The organism is Aliikangiella sp. G2MR2-5 (assembly GCF_015687155.1).
Classification (GTDB): domain Bacteria; phylum Pseudomonadota; class Gammaproteobacteria; order Enterobacterales; family Kangiellaceae; genus Aliikangiella.
The window spans coordinates 736,145-757,439 of the sequence record NZ_JADPQF010000002.1; the positions used below are offsets into that span (position 1 = coordinate 736,145).

At 42.7% G+C, this 21,295-nt stretch carries 20 protein-coding genes; 14 read left to right on the plus strand and 6 right to left on the minus strand.

Going from position 1 to position 21,295, the window contains the following annotated elements; all coding sequences use genetic code 11:
• Window positions 1–98: 98 nt before the first annotated feature.
• The gene (locus tag IYN84_RS10515; RefSeq protein WP_196139150.1) at window positions 99–2,003 is read left to right on the plus strand and encodes an ATP-binding cassette domain-containing protein; all 1,905 of its coding nucleotides are present in this window, start codon (window positions 99–101) and stop codon (window positions 2,001–2,003) included.
• A 73-nt stretch (window positions 2,004–2,076) separates the two neighbouring features.
• Here IYN84_RS10515 and IYN84_RS10520 read toward each other — a convergent pair whose 3' ends face one another.
• The 4 genes from IYN84_RS10520 to IYN84_RS10535 all read right to left on the minus strand — a co-directional run bounded on the left by IYN84_RS10520 (window position 2,077) and on the right by IYN84_RS10535 (window position 4,662).
• Entirely contained in the window at window positions 2,077–2,838 is a 762-nt protein-coding gene (locus tag IYN84_RS10520; RefSeq protein WP_196139151.1) for a hypothetical protein, read from the minus strand.
• A 260-nt stretch (window positions 2,839–3,098) separates the two neighbouring features.
• Entirely contained in the window at window positions 3,099–3,833 is a 735-nt protein-coding gene (locus IYN84_RS10525) for a hypothetical protein (protein WP_196139152.1), read from the minus strand.
• A gap of 27 nt (window positions 3,834–3,860) precedes the next feature.
• Window positions 3,861–4,427 (minus strand): hypoxanthine-guanine phosphoribosyltransferase, encoded by a 567-nt coding sequence (locus IYN84_RS10530; RefSeq protein WP_196139153.1) that lies wholly within the window; start codon window positions 4,425–4,427, stop codon window positions 3,861–3,863.
• 4 nt (window positions 4,428–4,431) lie between these two features.
• Entirely contained in the window at window positions 4,432–4,662 is a 231-nt protein-coding gene (locus IYN84_RS10535) for a YheV family putative zinc ribbon protein (RefSeq protein WP_196139154.1), read from the minus strand.
• 205 nt (window positions 4,663–4,867) lie between these two features.
• Between IYN84_RS10535 and IYN84_RS10540 the strand changes: the two genes are divergently transcribed.
• The 6 genes from IYN84_RS10540 to IYN84_RS10565 all read left to right on the plus strand — a co-directional run bounded on the left by IYN84_RS10540 (window position 4,868) and on the right by IYN84_RS10565 (window position 11,671).
• The gene (locus IYN84_RS10540) at window positions 4,868–6,184 is read left to right on the plus strand and encodes a short-chain fatty acid transporter (RefSeq protein ID WP_196139155.1); all 1,317 of its coding nucleotides are present in this window, start codon (window positions 4,868–4,870) and stop codon (window positions 6,182–6,184) included.
• 391 nt (window positions 6,185–6,575) lie between these two features.
• A complete protein-coding gene (locus IYN84_RS10545) occupies window positions 6,576–6,959 on the plus strand; it encodes a DUF3135 domain-containing protein (RefSeq protein WP_196139156.1) in 384 nt (127 codons plus the stop codon).
• Window positions 6,960–7,101: 142 nt separating this feature from the next.
• Complete coding sequence (gene hemC, locus IYN84_RS10550) at window positions 7,102–8,028, plus strand: hydroxymethylbilane synthase (RefSeq protein ID WP_196139157.1); 927 nt, start codon at window positions 7,102–7,104, stop codon at window positions 8,026–8,028.
• A 221-nt stretch (window positions 8,029–8,249) separates the two neighbouring features.
• Complete coding sequence (locus tag IYN84_RS10555; RefSeq protein ID WP_196139158.1) at window positions 8,250–8,999, plus strand: uroporphyrinogen-III synthase; 750 nt, start codon at window positions 8,250–8,252, stop codon at window positions 8,997–8,999.
• Window positions 9,000–9,002: 3 nt separating this feature from the next.
• Window positions 9,003–10,400 carry a uroporphyrinogen-III C-methyltransferase gene (locus IYN84_RS10560; RefSeq protein WP_196139159.1) on the plus strand — a complete coding sequence of 466 codons (1,398 nt, stop codon included), beginning with the start codon at window positions 9,003–9,005 and terminating at the stop codon, window positions 10,398–10,400.
• Complete coding sequence (locus tag IYN84_RS10565) at window positions 10,397–11,671, plus strand: heme biosynthesis HemY N-terminal domain-containing protein (RefSeq protein WP_196139160.1); 1,275 nt, start codon at window positions 10,397–10,399, stop codon at window positions 11,669–11,671. The genes IYN84_RS10560 and IYN84_RS10565 overlap by 4 nt, the downstream gene beginning before the upstream one ends.
• Before the next feature lie 98 nt (window positions 11,672–11,769).
• Here the strand turns inward: IYN84_RS10565 and IYN84_RS10570 are convergent, their stop codons facing one another.
• Together IYN84_RS10570 and IYN84_RS10575 are read right to left on the minus strand one after the other, a co-directional pair.
• Window positions 11,770–12,495 carry a LytTR family DNA-binding domain-containing protein gene (locus tag IYN84_RS10570; RefSeq protein WP_196139161.1) on the minus strand — a complete coding sequence of 242 codons (726 nt, stop codon included), beginning with the start codon at window positions 12,493–12,495 and terminating at the stop codon, window positions 11,770–11,772.
• 110 nt (window positions 12,496–12,605) lie between these two features.
• Complete coding sequence (locus tag IYN84_RS10575) at window positions 12,606–13,658, minus strand: sensor histidine kinase (protein ID WP_196139162.1); 1,053 nt, start codon at window positions 13,656–13,658, stop codon at window positions 12,606–12,608.
• A gap of 229 nt (window positions 13,659–13,887) precedes the next feature.
• On the opposite strand from IYN84_RS10575, the gene IYN84_RS10580 reads away from it, so the two are divergent.
• The 7 genes from IYN84_RS10580 to IYN84_RS10610 all read left to right on the plus strand — a co-directional run bounded on the left by IYN84_RS10580 (window position 13,888) and on the right by IYN84_RS10610 (window position 20,723).
• The gene (locus IYN84_RS10580; RefSeq protein WP_246722776.1) at window positions 13,888–17,100 is read left to right on the plus strand and encodes an amidohydrolase family protein; all 3,213 of its coding nucleotides are present in this window, start codon (window positions 13,888–13,890) and stop codon (window positions 17,098–17,100) included.
• 131 nt (window positions 17,101–17,231) lie between these two features.
• Window positions 17,232–17,576, plus strand: coding sequence for a hypothetical protein (locus IYN84_RS10585; RefSeq protein WP_196139163.1), 345 nt, complete (start codon window positions 17,232–17,234; stop codon window positions 17,574–17,576).
• A 93-nt stretch (window positions 17,577–17,669) separates the two neighbouring features.
• Window positions 17,670–17,861, plus strand: coding sequence for a DUF3012 domain-containing protein (locus tag IYN84_RS10590; RefSeq protein WP_196139164.1), 192 nt, complete (start codon window positions 17,670–17,672; stop codon window positions 17,859–17,861).
• 26 nt (window positions 17,862–17,887) lie between these two features.
• Window positions 17,888–19,318, plus strand: a complete 1,431-nt coding sequence (gene sbcB, locus IYN84_RS10595) for an exodeoxyribonuclease I (RefSeq protein ID WP_196139165.1) — start codon at window positions 17,888–17,890, stop codon at window positions 19,316–19,318.
• A 214-nt stretch (window positions 19,319–19,532) separates the two neighbouring features.
• Entirely contained in the window at window positions 19,533–19,820 is a 288-nt protein-coding gene (locus IYN84_RS10600) for a hypothetical protein (protein WP_196139166.1), read from the plus strand.
• Entirely contained in the window at window positions 19,804–20,211 is a 408-nt protein-coding gene (locus IYN84_RS10605) for a DUF4440 domain-containing protein (protein WP_210330379.1), read from the plus strand. Before IYN84_RS10600 ends, IYN84_RS10605 begins: the two co-directional genes overlap by 17 nt.
• 8 nt (window positions 20,212–20,219) lie before the next feature.
• Window positions 20,220–20,723 carry a DUF523 domain-containing protein gene (locus IYN84_RS10610; RefSeq protein ID WP_196139168.1) on the plus strand — a complete coding sequence of 168 codons (504 nt, stop codon included), beginning with the start codon at window positions 20,220–20,222 and terminating at the stop codon, window positions 20,721–20,723.
• The last annotated feature ends 572 nt before the right edge of the window (window positions 20,724–21,295 follow it).

The following is a 21,295-nucleotide window of genomic DNA, read 5'->3' on the forward strand; positions in this document are numbered from 1 at the left end:
ATGGCAGTGGATCATAGCCAACAGCCGCTGGCAGTGCAATTAAACCTCGCCCTTGATACAATGCTGCCTTTATTTTTATCCCACTTTCAAATTCAACGATGATTCGCTTAAAACAGCTTACCCTTTTTCAAGGCAATAAACAGCTTCTGGATAAAGTCGACTTAACGCTCTATCCCGATCAAAAGATCGGCATTGTCGGCAAGAATGGCTGTGGTAAATCAAGCCTGTTTCAACTGATCAAGAATGAGTTATCCCCCGAGCAGGGTGAGCTGGAGTTTCCCCCAAAGTGGCGAATCAGTTCGGCAAAACAGGAAACACCAGCAAGTGACCTGACTGCAGTAGATTATGTGTTATCCGGACACACAGAATATCATCAACTCACAAACCAACTAAAACAGGCAGAAGAAAAAGAAGATGGCCATCAAATAGCCGATATTCATAGTAAACTGGAAGCTATTAATGGTTGGTCTTTACCTTCTCAGGCAGCAAAGCTATTAACCGGTTTAAGTTTTAGTGAAGATCAAATGGCTGCACCGGTTAAAGCGCTTTCTGGTGGCTGGCGAATGCGCTTAAATCTTGCACAGGCGCTTATTCAGCCCGCAGAAATCATGTTGCTTGATGAACCCACGAATCACCTGGATCTCGAAGCGGTACTCTGGCTGCAAAGCTTTCTAAAAAACTACGAGGGAATGTTGATGACTATTTCCCATGACAGGGATTTTCTGGATAGTTTCTCAACTCACATTCTGCACTTTGATAATCAGAAAATTAATCAATACGTTGGCAATTACTCCAGTTTCGAGAAACAGAAACACGAACGAGAAGTTTTGCAACAAGCTCAATTTGAAAAGCAGCAAAAAGAAATCGAGCATCTGGAAAAATTTATTACCCGATTTAAAGCCAAAGCGAGTAAGGCGACCCAGGCACAAAGCCGAGTCAAGGCTCTGGAAAAAATGGACAAAGTCAGCGCAGTTCAAATCAGAACCAAGTTTGGCTTTGAGTTTGCGCCGATTAATAAAAACCTGACTGAATTAATTAACATCGAAGATACTTCAGTCGGCTATGGCGATGTCACTATTCTGTCCGATATAAAAATGCGCATTCTCGCCGGTCAACGGATAGGTTTACTCGGTAGAAACGGCGAAGGTAAATCGACACTGATTAAGCTGATCTGCTCAGAATTAAATCCACAAGCTGGCGAGGTCAATCGCAATAAACATTTTAACGCGGGTTATTTTGCTCAACACCAGGTGGAACAGTTAAATCTTGATCAATCTCCAATCTGGCATATTCAATCTCTGGGCGAAAACATTAGTGAACAGGAAGCGAGAAATTTTCTTGGTGGTTTTGCTTTTCATGGTGATAAAACACTGGATAAAGTTAAGGGATTTTCCGGAGGAGAAAAAGCAAGATTAGTATTAGCCATGATTACCTGGCAAAAACCCAACTTGCTTCTGCTTGATGAACCAACCAACCATTTTGATATTGAAATGCGCGAAGCGCTATCTTTGGCGCTACAGGACTTTGAAGGTGCGGTATTACTCGTTGCCCATGACAAAAATCTAATGGAAAGTGTTGTTGATGAATTCTGGCTGGTTAATTCTGGCAAGGTAGAGCCCTTCACTGGTGACTTGACAGATTACCAAAAATGGTTGAATGAAAATCGATGGTCAAGTGCGGCTAGAGAAGTCGCTGTCAACGATGAGAGGAAAGAAAACTCTGCGGTTTCTCGTAAAGAGCAAAAACGACTGGAAGCAGAGCTTCGCCAAAAGAAAGCGCCGCTCACCAAGAAGCTTAAAAGTATTGAAGAAAAAATGGCAAAATTGCAGCAAGAAAATGAAACGCTTGAGGCAGAACTTGCTGATGCGACTATTTATCAGGAAGAAAATAAAACGAAACTAACTAACACCATGAATCGTTCGTCAGAAATAAAAGCAGAACTGGAAGTGTTGGAAGAAGAATGGATGGAAGTTACCGAGCAATTGGAAGAATTTGAAAGTTAATAATTTGCCTGAATAAACTTATGACACAGCCCACTATTACCAAAAAATAATGGGCTAAGGCTCATCCTAACAACTATCTTGTTGAATCAATCCATTTTTGGGGCTGAGGCACCCAGTCTCCCTCCCCAAAAACATTTTCTATAACATCCGCCAGACTTAAACCATAGTGTTTGTTCAACGCAGCCTCTCCAGCGTCATCATAATGAGCATCCGCAACAAATGCGTGAAAAGAATGCTGATTTCCTGCCAATGTCCGAGTGATTAACTGTGCAAGTTGATAACTTAGCAAGTTGGCTTCATCCACTCTGAAAAATGATTCTCCAGACCAAAATTCCTGGATTTCATCTTCCCCCCAGAAAGAAAGGTGCTTGTTATGCTTTTCTCTTGAAAGATGAAAAGGATTAATCCCCGTAATTGTAGACTCTATATTTACAGCAAGCCCTTCATTTAACCATGTTGGTATCGGCAAATGAGAAACCAGAGCGTGCGTCAACTCATGAGCAGCAACAGCGGTTGCAGCGCTTTGTTCTATCAACGGAAATGCAAAATGTGGAATTAGATCATTAACAAATATTCCACCACTTTCCGCAAACTCACCTTCTTCTGGATAATAATATGCGATATATTCATAATAGCATTCAACGTCCGGAAAAATAATTATTGGTATTCTACGATTATCCTCCAAATGCAAGTCGCCGAGTACCTTAGCTACTCTGAAATATATATTTTCCAAAGAGCGTAGAAAGTTAGAGACATATCTTTCATCTTGTTGACTAATCAGATAAAAATGTTTCGAACGATAAGCAAAAAAATTATCGCCAAGCGACGATGTCATTTTACTAATCCAGCATGGTAAAAGCCTGTCAATAGTTGTTGAGTGTTCATTTTGGCTAGAAAATTTGGTCAGAGTCTCTAAATAGTAATCTCTATTTATACGTACAAAATTTTCTATATCTAAAAACAATTTTGATAATTCGAAACCTTCACTTGAGACTCCACTATGGCCATCTAACTCCAGTCGTTGAAAGTGAGGTTTCTTTGCGCTTTTTTTGAAAAAACCAAACATAAAACTTCTAGTGCATTCCTTTTTATTGGCTAGGCAATATCCGCAACCGACTTATTCTGCAAATAATCAATCATTTCCAAAACCTTATCGTGTAAAGACCTGGAAGCAATATTTAAATTATTTACAAACTCTTCTTCCGATTTATTATCTTCATCGAGTAAATTGGTGATCGACTTTAACGCCATCATCGGAATATTGAAAAGCATCGCAACCCAGGCTATTCCGGCCGCTTCCATTTCTTTAGCTACCGCATCATGACTATCGATAATCAGCACATCTTTGTCGCTTTTCTCCAATGATGACCCTGTCGAAATAACACCACTTTTGATGTGCAGATTTTTAGCTAGTCGGCTGGCTTTTACCGCAGGATATTTACCTATCGCTGATTGATCGAATCCAGGCAGAGGCACATGCCTGTCATGATAGATAAAGTGTTCTTCACTGACATAAATTGTCCCAATTTGTGCGCCACGCTTGGCGAAACCTCCAGCGGTTCCTGCGGAAATCAGCAGGTCAGGCTTTAACTGAGTAATGGCTTCATACGCCATTAAAGTGGCTGCTTCACTTCCAATATTATCTACCTGATGACGTGAATCAATTCCACTAACCAAAAGTGAAACCAGTATCTCACCCACCTGCTTTTGAAAACAGCGCATCGGTAGTTGCTGGTGAATGGCATCTTGCTTTTCAACCATTTCCAGCGAATCGATAATGGGCTGTGCTTCCTGCTGCATTGCCATCAGTATGGATATTTTTTTAATCATTCTAGGTTACTCGATTACTTTCTCGAATTATTTCTCGATATCTTTCTCTGGATTGTAGATATAGATAGCATCAGTATTGCGCCAGTAATGATCGATATCCATACCACAGCCAAAAATATAATGATCTGGCGTTGTCAGTTCACAATAGTCGGCACACATCCCTTCAACTGCTTTACGGTCATGCTCTTTCTCAATCAACACCGCTGTTTTAACGGATGCAGCCCCCATCTTTTCACAGGTTTCAACAATCGATTTTAAGGTATAGCCTTCATCCAGAATGTCATCCAGCAATACCACATGACGATCCTCGATGCTCGTTTGCGGCGTTGCTTTCCAGATCAGTTCACCGCCGCTGGTTTCGCCGCGATAACGAGTTGCATGGCAATAGTCAATTTCCGCCGGAATATCCAGAAGCGGTAATAGTTTTCCTGCAAAAATTAACCCGCCGTTCATTATCACCAAAAAGATCGGATTTTTGTCTTTATAGTCTTTGCTAATTGTTACAGCCATACTTTTTATGGCTTGCTCTACCGTATTTTTATCATGCAACAAAGTCGCATTTTTCTTAACCAGGTTAATTCGATCAATTTCCATGATGCTATTCTTCAATTTGTTTAATGTTGATAAGATTTTCCGGCTTGTGCTTTTGAGCTCCGGAAACTTTGCTTTGCTTAGATTCGTCTTTTTTCGTATCCCTTTGCTCAGCAGACTGGGTATAGCCACAATCAACGCATTCGATGCTCTGATCTTTACTATCGATCAGCAGAGCGTCCTGCTCGTTACATTGCGGACATACTGCACCTGCGACAAAACGTTGGGTTGGCTTCATATCAGTTATTCTCGAATTGCTAATCAGTTCATTTGAGAGTTGGTCTTTAAGAACAGGCTTATTCTACACCGCTATCGCGAGCTTCGCTAAATCTGTTTTCCGTCTCCGACCATTAATGGAGTCACCTCCCGTCCTCTCATCTACCCATAAGAAAGAGAAATTGTGTTAGATTAACGCTCAAATTTATCTAATCGGAATAAAAACAATGATTAAATCTACTGCCGATTTTTTTAGCCGAGTTATGCAACGCTGGCTACCCGATGCATTTCTATTCGCAGTTATTCTTTCAATGGTGGTTTTTGTATGCGGTCTTCTTTTCCAGGAGCAGTCGCCAGTACAAATGGCCGAACATTGGGGCAATGGCTTCTGGAAGCTCCTAAGCTTTTCGATGCAAATGGTTTTGATCCTGGTTTTCGGTCATGTACTTGCTATGAGCACGCCGGTACAGAAACTACTCGCCCAAGTCGCAAGCCTGGCAAAAACTCCTCCGGCAGCGGTTATTCTTGTGACTCTGGTATCTATCCTCGCAGCCTGGATCAATTGGGGCTTCGGCCTCGTGGTCGGTGCGCTGGTAGCGCGCGAAGTGGCTAACCGGGTTAATGGCATTCATTTTCCGCTACTTATAGCAGCTGCCTACAGTGGGTTTCTGGTCTGGCATGGAGGTTTATCCGGCTCGATCCCCTTAAAAATTGCTTCGGAAAATCAGGATTCTCTCAATGCATTACTTAACGGACAGGTTATATCGGTTTCAGAGACCATTTTTTCCGTTGAAAACTTGCTCATCGTTTTTGCACTCGCCGCTTCCCTGCCCGTACTCAACCTGATGATGTTACCGAAAGATCGCATTCTGGAAGTGCAATACCGGGAAGAGTCACTGGAAGTGGTGAATCGCGATGAGCTGACTCCGGCAGAAAAGCTGGAACATAGCCCAATAGTCACTCTGGCTCTGGCATCACTCGGTCTTATTTTTCTGATCAACTACTTTGTCGCCGGCAAAGGATTGAACCTCAATGTCATCAACCTTTGTCTGCTCACACTCGGTCTTATTCTTCACTGGACGCCTTTTAACTATCTAAGGGCCCTGAAAAATGCCATTTCTGGAGCCAGCGGTATTATTCTTCAGTTCCCGATCTATGCGGGGCTTATGGGTATGATGGTTCAGTCGGGACTTGCAGATTCAATCAGCCAGTGGTTTGTACAGATTTCGACCAGAGAAACTTTTCCGCTGCTGACCTTTATCAGCGCCGGAATTGTTAACTTTTTTGTTCCTTCCGGCGGCGGCCAGTGGGCAGTACAGGCGCCCATAGTCATTCCAGCAGCCAACGAACTGTCGGTTCCTCTAAAACATGCAGCAATGTCTGTTGCCTGGGGTGACGCCTGGACAAATATGATCCAACCTTTCTGGGCATTGCCACTACTCGGGATCGCGGGACTCAATATTCGCCAAATTATGGGCTTTTGCACCGTGATCTTTATCTGGAGCGGAATTTTAATTGGTGGGCTAATTTTTATTCTTTTCTAATAAAAGTAACCAGTTGAGAGCTCCTGAAAACCTCAGGAGCCTGGGTGTTGGCTGCTTTTTATTGGCTTATTGTCTATTTAGCAATATTTTTCCTACTTTTCGGGATAAGAACTCAGATTTTCACATGTTTCTTAGATTATTTAGCCCCCAAATCATATAGAAGTTATCACTTTTTCCTATTAATATTTTTTCCACTCCCAACTAAAAGCAATATAAATAGTATTAAAAAACAAAAACATAATATGCCCCAGCAATTCTACCTGCCTACATATTCCTTATACTTATAAGGCTTAATCCTGAATTTCTTAAAAAATTGGTACTTTTTCAATTTTTGACGTAAATCGACTTTGATATCATGGACTATGTAATTAGTTGATATTGAGGAATTGTTGTGAGCAGTAAGCACGACAAAGCAAAAAATCTGGAGAGCTTTCATTGGCCGGAGTTTAATTTCACAGAGTGGATGACACTCAATGAAGAAGATCCGGAAGCTTTTGAGCAACGACGCCTCAAATGGATCAACCAAACTATCGAGGCAGCGCCAGAAGACTACCAGCAACGCTTAAGAGGGCTTATGTTTCAAGTTGACATGAAGCGAAAACAAGCGAAAAATCCATTGCAAGCCTGCATTTTGATTTCACAGATGATGTGGCAGAGCACTGCCGATCTTAAGGTTTTTTTAGAAGATCTTGGGTGCCTTATGCATAACCCGGAACTTCTGGAAAATCGCCGGAAAATTCAATCGGCTGAAATACTGGCCTTTCCGCAAAATTAGTTTTACCCACAAATAGCCTTGCACTACCCCCCCGATTCTTTTCGGAGCAAGTGCTATTTGATCCCAATCATTTCTTCCTTGCAATACCAGTGATACACTTTGCAACCAACTGGATACCATTGATAAACAGGCCAACTAGAATATGTCCCGTACGCTACGCATTGCTACTCGAAAAAGCCCACTAGCTTTATGGCAGGCAGAATTTGTTAAAGCCGAGCTGGAAAAATTTCACCCTGATTTAACCGTCGAACTTGTTCCCATGTCCACTAAGGGCGACAAAATTCTTGATACTCCACTAGCAAAAATCGGGGGCAAAGGCCTTTTTGTCAAAGAGCTTGAAGTCGCCATGTTGGAAAACCGAGCCGATATTGCCGTTCACTCCATGAAAGATGTACCCATGGAGTTTCCCGAAGGCTTGGGGCTGGAAGTAATTTGCGAGCGAGAAGATCCCAGAGATGCATTTGTATCTAATCAGTACCAGTCAATTGATGCGTTACCGCAAGGTGCCGTGGTGGGGACTTCCAGCCTGCGTCGCCAGTGTCAATTAAAAGCCAGAAGGCCGGACCTGGTAATTAAAGATTTACGCGGCAATCTGGGCACAAGGCTTGGAAAGCTAGACGAAGGACAATTTGACGCTATCATTCTTGCTTCCGCAGGCTTAATTCGACTGGAAATGCCAGAAAGGATAGCTCAAAAACTACCTGAAGACTTTTTACTGCCCGCCGGAGGCCAGGGAGCCGTGGGTATTGAATGTCGAACGGATGACGAGGAAACTAAGAAACTGCTTGCGCCACTGAATCACGCAGAAACAGCTATTCGCGTGAAAGCAGAACGAGCGGTGAATAATCATTTGCAAGGTGGTTGTCAGGTACCAATTGGCGCTTTCGCAACTGTTTCAGATGGCCAGATCACTATTGATGCATTAGTCGGTGCACTCGATGGCGGAGAAATTATCCAGCGCCAAATCAAGGGCAATCTGGATGAGGCTGAATCTTTGGGCGTGAAGATTGCTAAACAGCTTCTTGATGCCGGAGCTGATAAGATCCTGGCAAAAATCGGTGCCCATTAGCAAATGCAAAAATCTTCAATTGGCAGCCTGGGCAAGGAAGCGCTGCCAATAGCACTGCTAACTTCTGGTACCTGTTTTTTGGTGTTTAAGCTTTTGATGTTTAAAGGTAGTCCAATCACTAGCGACTTAGTGGGTTAGTCTCCTGTTTTGGTCGATCTAAGCGCTTTGTAATTTTTAAAATTTTGCTAAACTGTTGAACAAACACTTTATAGTCAGTTTGAATGAACTCATTTTCTCTTGCGATAACACGTCCGGCAAACCAGGCTGACTCGCTCATAGCCGAGTTGAAAAAATTAAATGAAGACTTAAATATTCTGCATTTGCCCCTCATTGATATCTCTCCTGAAGCATTTGAGCTTCCACCGGAGAAGCCTGACAAGTTAATTTTTATCAGTGGCAATGCAGTTCACCATTTTGTGAAGTCTGAAAACGACTTTCTCCGACGAAACAGCAATCAGCTTCAACTTTTCGCCGTGGGAGAACATACGGCGGACAAGCTAAAACCCTACTTCAATGGCGTGGTTTCTTTCCCGCAACAGATGAATGCCGAAGGACTTCTTGCACTTCCCCAGCTAGAGTCAGTTTGCGGACAAAGCATCTGGCTTATTAAGGGAGTCGAGGGCCGCCCTATAATCGCCGAGTCACTACAACAAAAAGGCGCAGTTGTTCATTCAATCTCTGTTTATCGGCGCAGACTCCCGGACTTTGCCACTCAGAAGCAAATAAGAGAAGCAAACTACAATAACCAGTTAGTCTGGATGATAACCAGCGAGCAGGCGCTGAACCATCTGTTCCGCATTCTAGCCCTTTCAGACAACCCCAGCCACGCAACACCAGCAATTGTCAGTAGTGACCGATTAAAGCAGGCAGCACGCAATAAAGGCTTCACAATTATCGCGCAATCTGCGGGCGCTTCGGAATCACAACTGGTACAATGTGTAAAAAAGCTCCTCTCAAATCAGGAAAAGTAAAAAATGAGTGACGAGAAGAAAGACAAGGATAAACTCTCCACAGACCAAAACTCGAATAAAAAAGGCGCTAACGGTCAGAAAAAAGCGTCTGACTCTACAATGCCAGATAGCAAATCCAGTAAGAATTCTAAACTCAAGAAAACAGAAGCCCTTTCCCAACTCTCCTCTACTTCTACAAAAATTGAAGAGGAAGCCGTCACTGCTGACAAAAACGCAGCCAATATCGCCCCTGAAGATAGCAAAGCTGAAAGCAGAGCCCCGACATTTAACAAGATGGCAGCTCCCAAATTGGATAAGCCGAAAAAAGCCAGAAATCAAAGAGGCCCGCTTGCGCCTGTCGCTATTATCCTTTCGATAATCGCATTAATTGCCATCGGCTGGGCTAGCTATAACCAATACTTAATCAACAAACAGTGGAAAGACTTTCAGGAAGAATCGAGTCGACAAAGTATCGCTAATGGCGAAATGTCGCAAGACGCCAGAAGGTTAGCAGAGCTAAGTCGCGAGCAAGTGACTACGAATCAACAAGTTATCAATCAACAAACACAATTGATTACTCAGTTAAAACAGGCATTGACGGCAACCCAACAGAGAGTACGAGAGCTTTCTGGTCGTCAGCAGCAAGACTGGTTACTTGCTGAGGCAGAGTATCTGATTAAATTAGCTGAATATAAAATCTCACTGGAAAAGGATAAAGATACCGCGATCGGCTTGTTAAAAACTGCTGACGAAAGGCTCATTAAAATAGCCGATACCAGCTTAATTGAACTTCGTCAGGTTATTGCTCAGGATATCGCTAATCTTCAGTTGGTTGTTTCACCAGATATTGAAGGAATAGCTGTTCGCTTGCAGGCGATAGCTTCCCAGATTGAAGCGCTTAACCTTAAAGCACTCGAGTTTGAAAAAGCCGAACAGGTTGATCAGACTAGTGATACCAAGGAAGGTGAATCATTCAGCTGGAATAAAATTTATCAGAACTTTCTGGATGACTTCGTCACTATAAAAGATCATAGTGAGCCGGTAAGACCGCTAATGACGCCAGAACAAAGAGGCAATCTGAATGCCAATATTTTGTTAGCACTGCAACAAGCTCAAATTGCATTGGTTCGAGGGGAAGGAGAGTTATTTCGAAATAACTTACAGAGAGCATCGCACTGGATAGACGAATTTTTTGTAGCCAACGAAACCGCGCAAACCGTTCAAAATAATATAGATGAAATCATGAAAGCGAGAGTTGCCATGGACTTACCGCGTCAGCTGGACTCAAAAAAAGCCATTCAAATAATTAATCAAAAACGACTTTACCACTGGCTAGAGCAGCAACCCGGTTCAACACAATCCGAATTAGATGAGGTGCTGTCAGGTGAAACACAGGAGAAAAGCGAGGAAAGCCAACTATGAAATGGAAGTTGACGCTTTTTATCGCGCTAGTTGTTGGTGCTATTGCCGGATCCTGGGTCAAGAACCTGCCGGGCTTTGTCATTATCGCTTATGAGAAAACAAGTTATGAAATGCGCCTCTGGGTTGCCATCGTATTTATTGTAGCTATTATTGCGCTTCTTTCGCTCATAGGCATATTTGTACGCTCTTTGCTTTCTGGTGCAGGCAAAGTAAGAGGCTGGCATGGAGGAAGAAAAGCACGCAAGGCCCGACGTAGAACACTACAAGGCATGCTCGCATTTACCGAAGGTCGTTGGAAAATGTCTGAAGATATTATGGTTGAAGCGGCAAAACATTCCGACACCAAGCTGATCAACTACCTGATTGCGGCTCAGTCTGCACAACATCAAAATGCCGAGGTAAGACGCGACGCTTATTTACGACTTGCGCATCAGGCAGAACCAGAGGCCAAAATTGCCGTAGGACTCACTCAGGCCCAGCTTCAGATAAAACATGGTCAGCTAGAACAAGCCCTCGCCAGCTTAAAAACGCTACGCACTGACAGTCCTAGTCATCCTTACGTTTTAAAGCTCCTATGCAGACTCTATGTTGAACTGCACGACTGGCAGAAAATAATCGATCTGTTGCCAGAACTAAAAAAACAGAAAGTATTTGCTGAGCAAGAATATTCTTTAATCGAATCGCAAAGTGTCTGTGGAGTACTTTCATCCTTTGCAAAAGAGGGAAATGTTGAGGGGCTGGAAGAAAGCTGGTCTCGTATGAGCAATAGCATTAGAAAATCAGCGAAACATATTAGCTGCTACTGTAAATATCTGATTCAATTCGGCCAAATGGAAGAAGCAGAAGCCCTGCTCAGACCTCTGATCAAAAAATCCGCTGACGCTGAAGTTTTGGCTCTCTATGCACAAGTTGAGTCGAATAATCCTGAAAAGCAATTTAGTTTTATTGAAAGCTGGCTGTCTTCTGCCAAAGAAATTCCACGAGAAGCTAACCTGACAGCGGGTAAGCTAGCTTTTCGCTGCCAACTTTGGGGAAAAGCCAGACACTATCTGGAGAAAGCACTACACCTGAAACCATCTGCGGAAGCTTATCTATTTATGGCACGGACTTTGGAACAGTTACATGAAGAAGGTCAAGCCCAAGCCTGTTATCAACAAGGGCTAAATTTTGCAGCTCCCGGTAATCAGTTAAAGACAACGATTAGCCTTCCTAAAGGTAGTGAGGATCTGGTTAGTCAGGATCTTTTACCAAAATTTCAGAAAACACAATAACTTGAAATTTATCAGATATCCTGTTGGAAATACTCCGTTGATATAAATAAAAAAGGAAAGCACTAGTTAACCAGGCTTTCCTTTTCTACTTTGCTAATTCAGAGCTTGGAAATGAGCTTTTTCACCGCAGAAAGATGGCGCCTGCTAATTTCCAGTTCCTTGTCACAGTCCGCAAGCGTTACAAAAGACTTGCCATCATTCGATTTATGAATGCCAGTAATATAACGAACAGCTACCAGGGCATTCCGGTGAACCCTGACAAAAGACTGATCAAATTCAGCCTGTAGTTCCTTTAAAGTATCTTCAATAATCGTTTCACCATCCAGATATTTCACCGTCACATATTTTTGTTCCGCCTGAAAAAATATGACATCTTCAATAGGAATTAACTTGATGTTGCCACTTATTTTGGCAGTAATATTAGCTCTTGCGTCAGGTTTAGATTTAATCGCATTAAGCTGAGCTCTGTTTAACTGACAAGCTCTCTCGACTGCTTCTGCAAGCTTTTCTTCCCTGACAGGCTTAAGTAGATAATCAACAGCGTGAACCTTAAAAGCGTCGAGAGCATACTCATCGTAGGCAGTAATAAAAATAATCGCTGGGGCTTTTTCCATCTGACTAATATGCTGCGCTGCTTCCAGTCCATCAATTCCCGGCATTCTTATGTCCATCAATACCAGGTCTGGTTTTTCCTGCTGACATAGTTCGATTGCCTGAAGTCCATTACTCGCCAGGTATACCTGCCCCGTTTGTGGTAGTTTTTCCACAAGCTGCTTAAGACGCTGTTGTGCCAATGGTTCATCATCAACAATGAGAAACTTCATTTTATCTTTCCTTATCCGAACATCTGGCTGAGTTAATCTTATATTCTAGGCCCTTCTGCCTATCAGGTTCCAACGAATCAATCACGATACAAAAAAACTGGTACTCTCTGCTAGTCTCGACGACAAGGGATCAGCATAGTGACTTGAAAGCAGCCGTTGCTCTGGTCGCAATGAAACTGGGCCTTACCGTTATAAATAACCTGTAGTCGCTCTCGAATATTATCAAGTGCCATTCCGTTGCCTTTTTTTCGCTGACTTTCGATGGTTTTTCCTTCAACTACAGGATTGGTAATTGTGATCACCAGATTATGTTTATCCACTGCACTTTGAACTACGACCACTCCCCCCTCTGGCAAACACTGAATACCGTGATAGACAGCGTTTTCAAGTAAAGGTTGAATCGTAAGAGGTGGAACAAGCACATCGAGTGAATCATGATCTATTTTTTCTTCAATCTTCAACCGCTGTCCCAGCCTTAACTGCTCAATAGCCAGATAACGCATTCCGTTTTTTAGCTCCTGAGAAAAAGGAATTAAATCTTCTTTTACATTTAGGCTGGCACGAAAAAGATCGCTTAAGTCTTCAATCGCAGCCTCGGCTTTTTCTGGATCAATTCTTGTCAATGAAGCAATTACATTCATGCTGTTAAACAGAAAATGAGGGCGAATTCTAGCTTGCAGTGCTTGCAGTCTTGCTGATGACTCAGCCAGTAATTGTTTTCGATATTGCGCCTGCAAATAAAAATAGCGTAAGAGCGCTGCACCAATGAGTCCTGAAATAAAAAGGTTTTGAATAATAAAGTAGCTTTGTTCTTTATTCGCCAAATCAATCGACTGTAACCAATAATACTTAATCACAATGATATTAAATAACAAAGTGATGATGACTATTACCAGCAATCCCATTAAGCCAGCAACCCAGTCTTCAAATCGCGCCAGGTAAGGCCGAATAAGACAAAGAGAAGCAGTTGAAAACAGACAGACAAGTTGTATTGAAATAGAATAGACGCCAAGTAACTGCCAGAGCGATCCTTGTGGAGTAAAGTTTAGCAAGGTAAAAACAACAGCCAGCAGTTCGGCAATAAGAATAACAAAAAATACGGACTGGACTTGACAGAAGTCTGGTAAAAAAAACTCTTTGCTTTCTTTTTTAGTATTGATCATTTTATTTTGAATGAAAGCTAGCTTATTTGCATGCCACCTCCAGCATTTAATTACTGGTTACCTTAGCATAAAGCCGTTGCAAGTCCAGTTGAAAACCAATATCTCAGATGAAGTTCGCATTGCCTTGCCTGGACGGTCTCAAAACTTATATTTGCTCGCAATAATTTGACCTGACTCTTGAAGATAGAGTACAAATTAATCTACAAGTCGCCAAAAGAGAGCCTGATCGATGAATATGAAGCCCGGACTCAAAATCGTTGCTGCATTAACTCTAACTACTTTGCTACTGACAATACCCTCCTTTGATTTAGTAGCCAAGTCTCCTTCTGAAGCATGGCAGGTTGAGCAAAAATATGATGATAGCTATCAAATAGATATCAATGTTACTGAAGGCACCTGGATGAATCTAACCATCAGTCCAGACGGAAAAACACTGGCTTTCGACTTACTGGGGGACATTTACACTCTTCCTATTGACGGCGGCGAAGCTAAACAGCTCACACATTCAATTGCCTGGGAGATGCAGCCACAATTTAGCCCAGACGGCCAATTCCTTGCTTATACATCCGACGCCGGAGGCGGAGATAATATCTGGTTAATGGGCACAGATGGCAGCAATCCGACTCAGCTAACGGACGAGTCGTTCCGGTTACTCAACAGCCCCGCATGGAGTCCTGATAGCCGGTACATTACTGCACGCAAACACTTTACCGGCCGCCGTTCATTAGGTGCAGGTGAGATATGGATATACCATAAAACAGGAGGTAAGGGCTTCCAGTTGAAAGCTCGCCCGAACGAACAGAAAGATCTTGGGGAACCATCTTTTTCTCCAGATGGAAAAAAAGTCTATTTTTCCCATGACTCAACACCCGGAGAATTTTTCGAGTATAACAAGAACTCAAATCAGGTAATTTACGAAATTTTTTCTATCGATCGGGAAACGGGAAAAACCCGCAAAGAAGTGTCCGGCGCTGGCGGCAGCGTAAGGCCAACACCGTCACCCGATGGCCGTTTTCTGGCTTTTGTTCGAAGAATAAGAAACCAGACAAGTCTATTTATCAAAGAACTGGAAACGGGAAAGACCTACCCAATCTACAAAAACCTTGATCGCGATATGCAAGAGACCTGGGCTATTCATGGCGTATACCCCACTATTGCCTGGACACCTGATAGCCACAATCTGGTATTTTGGTCGGGAGGAAAAATTCGCAAACTAAACCGTATTACCCAAGTTGCCAAGACTATCCCTTTTCACATTGAGACCCAAAAAACCTTAAGGAAAGCAGCTCGCTTGTCCGTTGACCCGGCCCCTGAAAAGTTTAAAACACACATACTTCGCTGGGTGAAGGTGAGACCGGACGGCAACCAGGTCGTATTCCAGGCTCTGGGAAAACTTTATATCAGAGATTTACCTGATGGCCGAGCCAGAAGATTGACTCGCTCCGATGATATGGAGTTCTATCCTGAATACTCCAAAGATGGTCGATATCTGACATTTACTACCTGGAATGACTTCAACCAGGGTTCGGTAAAAATAGTGTCATCCAGGGGGGGGCGTGCCACAACGTTAACCTCAGCCCCTGGAAAGTACATTGAGCCGAGCTTTTCCAATGATGGCAAATATCTGGTGTTCAAAAGAATAAATGGTAATCAACTACTATCACCTGACTACAATGTAAATCCTGGAATTTATTCCATCTCCATTAACAATAGGAAAACCAGCTTTATCAGCGAAGAAGGTTCCCACCCTTTCTTCAGCCTTGACGATAAGCGAATCTACTTAACTCAGTCCCAGGGAAATAACACTTTACTTTTCAGTCTTAACCTTGAAGGCAAAGACAAAATAGAGCATGCCAAAGCTGACTTTGTTAGCGAGTTTCTGCTTTCACCAGATGAAAACAACATCGCTTTTAAAAAGCGTTATCAGATTTTTGTAGCGCCCTATACAACATTAGGCAAGCCCGCTCTACTTAACGAGACTGATAGTTCGGTCAAAATCATCAAGGTCAGCAGCAATGGCGGAAACTACCTCTCCTGGAGTAATAAAGGTCAACAACTAAACTGGGCACTTGGTAGCCATTTACACTCACAAATCATCAATGACAGCTTTTGGGAGCAAGAGGCGATGAAAACTCCCGATTCGGACCAGCCTGCATCGACTGTCTCCATTGATCTGGGATTTGAAGTTGAAAGTGATCGGCCAAAGGGGAGTATTCTCCTTTCTGGCGCACAAATTATCACAATGAAGGGGGATCAGGTTTTAGCAAAAGGCGATATTCTTATATCTGATAATCTTATTGAAGCGGTTGGAGAGTCGGGTAGTCTTAAGGTTGCCGACAATACAGTAAGACTGAACCTCAAAGGCAAAACCATTATTCCCGGATTGATCGACGTTCATTGGCACGGCTCTCAATCAAGCGCTCAAATTACCCCCCAACAAAACTGGCAAAACCTCGCTTCGTTAACTTTTGGGGTTACAACAATACATGATCCCTCCAACAATACTGCATCCATTTTTTCTGCCGCGGAAATGGAAAAGGCAGGAAAAATTCTGGCACCCAGGATCTTCTCCACGGGGACCATTCTGTATGGTGCAACGAGTGAAAGTACCGCACAAATTAATTCTCTTGACGAGGCAGAGCATCATCTTAAACGCCTTAAATCACAAGGTGCTTTCTCGGTAAAAAGTTACAATCAGCCAAGGCGCGAGCAACGACAACAAATCCTGCAGGCCGCTCGCAAAAACCAGATGCTCGTTATGCCGGAAGGCGGCTCAACCTTTCAGCATAATCTCACCATGATTGTTGACGGTCATACAGGTATTGAGCATGCCATACCAACTGCCGCAATTTACCAGGACATTTTTCAGCTTTGGTCGCAAAGTGAAACAGCCTATACGCCCACGCTCGTCGTTGCCTACGGCGGCATCTGGGGCGAAAACTACTGGTATCAAAAAAATGAAGTATGGAAGCACCCTCTACTTTCTCGTTTTGTCCCCAAAGATATCCTCTATCAACGCGCAATCCGCCGTCCGATGGCGCCTGAAGAAGACTACAACCATTTCAATACCGCCAGAGTCGCTACTCAGTTGCTAAGAAAAGGCGTTAGAGTCCAGCTTGGCGCACATGGCCAGAGAGAAGGGCTTGGCGCTCACTGGGAAATGTGGATGTTCGCTCAGGGAGGAATGAGCCCAATGGAAGTTATTCGAGCTGCAACCATAAACGGCGCGATTTACTTAGGCATGGATAAACAGCTCGGCTCATTGGAGCCAGGGAAGCTGGCGGATATGGTTATTCTTGACAGTAACCCACTTGAAAATATCTTCGAGAGCGACCAGGTCGATATGGTGATGAAAAATGGTCGCTTGTATGATAGTCAAACTCTGAATGAAATTGGGCTACACCCAAAGAAACGAATAAAACTGTTTTTTGAGCAAGATTAATACTGGATTCGTAAATCTTGAGTTGAGAAAAATTTATTTACAAGCCAGTAGGGTCAATATTACCGATCACACTGGCTTTCATCTAAGAAACAAGATAGTCTGACCACATTCAATAAATTTTAAATAACTCCATGCGTTACTTTATCCTAGTTACTCTGCTATTCACGGTTAGCTGTGTTCAGCGCCAGCCTAAATCCTTCAGTCTACGTGAACTCTGTCCTGCATTTAAGGAAGCGAGTTGGCGTTCTGTTAAAAACCCTGAAGCTCCGACTCAGGCGCTGATTAACAAGCAGAAATTTGCGGTAACTCCGATACATCGAACTTTCTGGTTTAAAGGTGAAGATAGCAAAATTGGATTATGCATTCTACCGGATCAAACCACAGCTCCGGGCTGCGCAACAGCATATGCGACCTACCAGAAAAAACAGGAAGACTGGCTGTTGCTCGAACAAAAAGTAACCATATGTCCATCCTGACAATGAACACTATTTGCCATTAAAGGGGTATTGGTAGATTCAAATTGGTTATTTCAAATCGACTATTTCAAACCTGTGAATGAGGAATATCTCATGATTAACTCAAGAACCATCCTAAAAACCGCATTTGTATCATTGGTGCTCATAGGTGTTTCCGCCTGTACTCCGGAAGTTGGCAGTCCTAAATGGTGTAAAGCGATGAAAGAAAAGCCCAAAGGTGACTGGACGGTCAATGAAAGCAAAGATTATTTGAAGCATTGCTTGATTAAGGACGACGACAACTAATTCTCTAAATTGCACGAGACTTGGTGATGGAAAGCTTTTACTGGTTTGATTTTGAAACTTTTGGCGCGAATCCCGCCAAAGATAGACCCTCGCAATTTGCCGGAATTCGGACGGATCTTGACTTTAATATTATCGATGATCCACTCAATATTTTTTGTCGGCCGGCAGACGACTTCATTCCACACCCGGAAGCCTGTCTTGTTACTGGAATAACACCTCAGGAAGCTCTGGAAAAAGGAGTCAGTGAAAAAGATTTTTTTCATCGAATACATCTGGAACTGTCCACCGCCAGAACCTGTGCTGTTGGCTACAACAATATCCGGTTTGACGATGAAGTGATCCGCTTCGGACTGTATCGAAATTTCTACGATGCTTACGCACGAGAATGGCAGGATGGAAATTCTCGTTGGGACATACTTGATATGTTAAGGATGACTCACGCGCTTAGACCTGAAGGACTTAACTGGCCAACAAACGAGCAAGGTAACGCCAGCTTCCGTCTTGAGCACCTATCTGCAGCAAACGGAATAGAGCATGAAAATGCCCATGATGCCCTGGCTGATGTCTATGCGACTATCAACATGGCAAAACTGGTAAAAAAACATCAGTCCAGATTATTTGACTATTTGTTTCAACTAAGAGACAAACGAAAAGTCATGGCGGAAATTGATCTCATTAATCTCAAGCCTTTTGTTCACTGTTCGGGCATGCTAGGCCCGACGCATGAATATTGCGGTATCATGCTGCCATTAGTTCCTCATCCCACTAACAAGAACAGCGTTATTTGTGTCGACCTGAGTCAGCTCTTCGATGACCTGGCAAGCCTTGATGCAGAAAGTTTCGAAAGAAGGATGTTTACTCGTACCTCAGAACTGGCAGAAGGCGAATCACGGCTACCGATTAAAGAGATTCATTACAATAAGTGTCCCGCGGTAGCGCCAATTGGTGTTTTTAATCAAGCGGTACAGGAAAGGCTGAATATTGATCTGGACGAATGTTTGCAAAAGGCAGAAATGGTCAAAGCTGACCTTGCCAAAATAAAGGGAAATCTACTGTCTACCTATCAAAACAGTCAATTCGAGCCGATCACCAACCCCGACTTTGCACTTTATTCCGGTGGCTTTTTTAAGCCCGCCGACAGACAAAAAATGGAGCAGATAAGGAAACAAGACTGGGAAGAGCTAGCAAACTTTCACTGTCAATTTGAAGACCCGCGTCTGGATGAGATGCTTTTCCGCTACCGTGCTCGAAATGCACCTGAAACACTCAGTGAAGAAGAAAAATATCGTTGGCAAAGCCATCGAAAAGATAATTTTTACGATAAAAACTCAGGATCGACTTTACTCTTTGATGAATTTATGGCAAAAATTAAGTCCTTGCAACAGGACTCCGCTAACAATAAGAATATTTTGCGGGATGTAAAAGCGTACGTAGAACAACTAATAACAACGCTTTAATTATAAAAACGCGCACAAAAATGTGCACAGGGCCAATAAAACAGAAGAGCAATCTCAAATAAGGAAACGCATCTCTTAAACTTAAGGGTAAACGACTCATCTTGTAGTCTATTTGCACAAAACTTTTTATCTGAGTTCGATATATTTTGCAGACTTCCTTTTTATTCTTTTTATTGAGCCGAAGCCAACGGGACAATAACAATAAGGGGAAACTATGCGATATTATCCTTACGCATCGTTAGAAGCGACCAAATTTAAATCCTTGCTCAAGCTTGCTCAACGTTTGGGCGCAGCTTCAATTTACGGGTTCTACTTAACCTTAACAATTGCGACCATAATCTTTTTCGGTATGAACTCCACTCCTGAAAATGCCCATTTAACCAATGGTATTTTGCTTCAGGGTATTATCATTTGTGGTAGTGGACTGGCGGTTAGTGCGGTGCTAGCATTGCTGGTAACACAACTTGAAAATAGACCACAAACCTGTGAGCAAAGCAGCTAGTCAATTTCATCTAACAGAAGCCACAACGAAAACAATCGTCGCACTTGAAGAAAGTCTTTTTTCTTCCAAAGTGCGGCTTTCTGCACAATTAATTAATAGTTTATTGGCAGATGAATTTAAAGAAATTACTTCAACTGGCAGAATTTATTTCAAAGATGAAGCACTAAGCCGCTTACCTACAGAAACTCCCCCTGAAATTCAAGCTGACAACTTTGTTGCAACTCGACTCGATAAAAATACTTATCTGCTTAACTACCGCTCTATCTTAAAGCGCAATGAAGGCTCGCAAATTTATTCACTCCGCTCGTCTATCTGGCAGGAAAAGGACGGTCAGTGGCAAATGACATTTCATCAGGGGACACCCTGCCCTGCTTTTGATATTCAAGGGTAACAAGGCTAATGAAAGATAAAGTGAAAATCGGCGTTAGTAGTTGCTTGCTAGGTAACAAGGTCAGGTACGATGGTGAACATCAATTACAGCCCAATATTATTAAGCTCCAAAATGAATTTGAACTCGTTCCGTTTTGTCCTGAAATGGAAATTGGACTCGGTGTTCCAAGACCCAAGATTCAACTAGTTCAGCGAGATCAGCAAGTGGTGTGTCTTGACCAGGAAAGTTATCAGATCGACTATACACCTAAATTAATCAAATGTTGTGACGCTCAAAAGCAGTGGCTGGATCAAATATCTGGTTATATTTTCAAAACAAAATCTCCCAGCTGTGGATTGACTAAAGTCAAAACAGACATTGCAGGATCTCTACAGCCTCTTGGTCAGGGTATTTTCGCCAAGCGATTAAGACAGCTTTATCCCGATTTACCGGTTATTGAGGAAGATGAATTTCTTATTGCCGACAAAGCTCAGGCGTTTCTAGCTAAAGTAACTGCATTTCGAAAGTTTTAGGTCAGCTGTTTTTAATTTAATCTGAGAATGAGTAAGTCCCGTTTTTTAATAATGACACTGTGAAGAAGTAATGGGATTAGTACGCGGCTTAAATTGCCAAAGAGATCACGGGCAAGCTAGATTAGACGGCGAAAAGTAGATAGCATTATTATACTTACCTTAGTACCTTGTTATTCCTTGTTGTTATTTTGTTTAACACCGCGTTAAGCGGTGAGTAAAAGCTGACTATTCCTTGTCACGAAGCCGAGCCAATGATTACGAATGCGCCTTTGACGTTTTGCTAATTGTGTTTCATAGATGGTTCAGTTTGGTTAGATACAGGCAGTATTTTTACCTTATCACCAACAGTATCTTATCAGACACCCCGACTTAATCCATATCCTACATTAATTATTGGCCATTTCCTACAAGCGCTATTTACTGTGGCTGATTGTTCTCATTATATTTTTAAGTAGACTAGCATCAGGAAATCACTTCTCATGGATGAGAAAAAATATGCCTATCCCTAGAAAGTATCTGGTCGACAAAGATTCAGCTGGATTTTATCACTGTATCTCCCGCTGTGTTCGGCG

Bases quoted from the DNA above. Each gene is read 5' to 3' on its own strand.
- IYN84_RS10560 (WP_196139159.1), top strand. From the start codon at position 9,003: ATGAGTGACGAGAAGAAAGACAAGGATAAACTCTCCACAGACCAAAAC.
- IYN84_RS10525 (WP_196139152.1), bottom strand. From the start codon at position 3,833: ATGATTAAAAAAATATCCATACTGATGGCAATGCAGCAGGAAGCACAG.
- sbcB (WP_196139165.1), top strand. From the start codon at position 17,888: ATGGAAAGCTTTTACTGGTTTGATTTTGAAACTTTTGGCGCGAATCCC.
- IYN84_RS10610 (WP_196139168.1), top strand. From the start codon at position 20,220: ATGAAAGATAAAGTGAAAATCGGCGTTAGTAGTTGCTTGCTAGGTAAC.
- IYN84_RS10520 (WP_196139151.1), bottom strand. From the start codon at position 2,838: ATGACATCGTCGCTTGGCGATAATTTTTTTGCTTATCGTTCGAAACAT.
- IYN84_RS10575 (WP_196139162.1), bottom strand. From the start codon at position 13,658: ATGATCAATACTAAAAAAGAAAGCAAAGAGTTTTTTTTACCAGACTTC.
- IYN84_RS10555 (WP_196139158.1), top strand. From the start codon at position 8,250: ATGAACTCATTTTCTCTTGCGATAACACGTCCGGCAAACCAGGCTGAC.
- hemC (WP_196139157.1), top strand. From the start codon at position 7,102: ATGTCCCGTACGCTACGCATTGCTACTCGAAAAAGCCCACTAGCTTTA.
- IYN84_RS10535 (WP_196139154.1), bottom strand. From the start codon at position 4,662: ATGAAGCCAACCCAACGTTTTGTCGCAGGTGCAGTATGTCCGCAATGT.
- IYN84_RS10530 (WP_196139153.1), bottom strand. From the start codon at position 4,427: ATGGAAATTGATCGAATTAACCTGGTTAAGAAAAATGCGACTTTGTTG.
- IYN84_RS10515 (WP_196139150.1), top strand. From the start codon at position 99: ATGATTCGCTTAAAACAGCTTACCCTTTTTCAAGGCAATAAACAGCTT.
- IYN84_RS10580 (WP_246722776.1), top strand. From the start codon at position 13,888: ATGAATATGAAGCCCGGACTCAAAATCGTTGCTGCATTAACTCTAACT.
- IYN84_RS10540 (WP_196139155.1), top strand. From the start codon at position 4,868: ATGATTAAATCTACTGCCGATTTTTTTAGCCGAGTTATGCAACGCTGG.
- IYN84_RS10600 (WP_196139166.1), top strand. From the start codon at position 19,533: ATGCGATATTATCCTTACGCATCGTTAGAAGCGACCAAATTTAAATCC.
- IYN84_RS10585 (WP_196139163.1), top strand. From the start codon at position 17,232: ATGCGTTACTTTATCCTAGTTACTCTGCTATTCACGGTTAGCTGTGTT.
- IYN84_RS10565 (WP_196139160.1), top strand. From the start codon at position 10,397: ATGAAATGGAAGTTGACGCTTTTTATCGCGCTAGTTGTTGGTGCTATT.
- IYN84_RS10590 (WP_196139164.1), top strand. From the start codon at position 17,670: ATGATTAACTCAAGAACCATCCTAAAAACCGCATTTGTATCATTGGTG.
- IYN84_RS10570 (WP_196139161.1), bottom strand. From the start codon at position 12,495: ATGAAGTTTCTCATTGTTGATGATGAACCATTGGCACAACAGCGTCTT.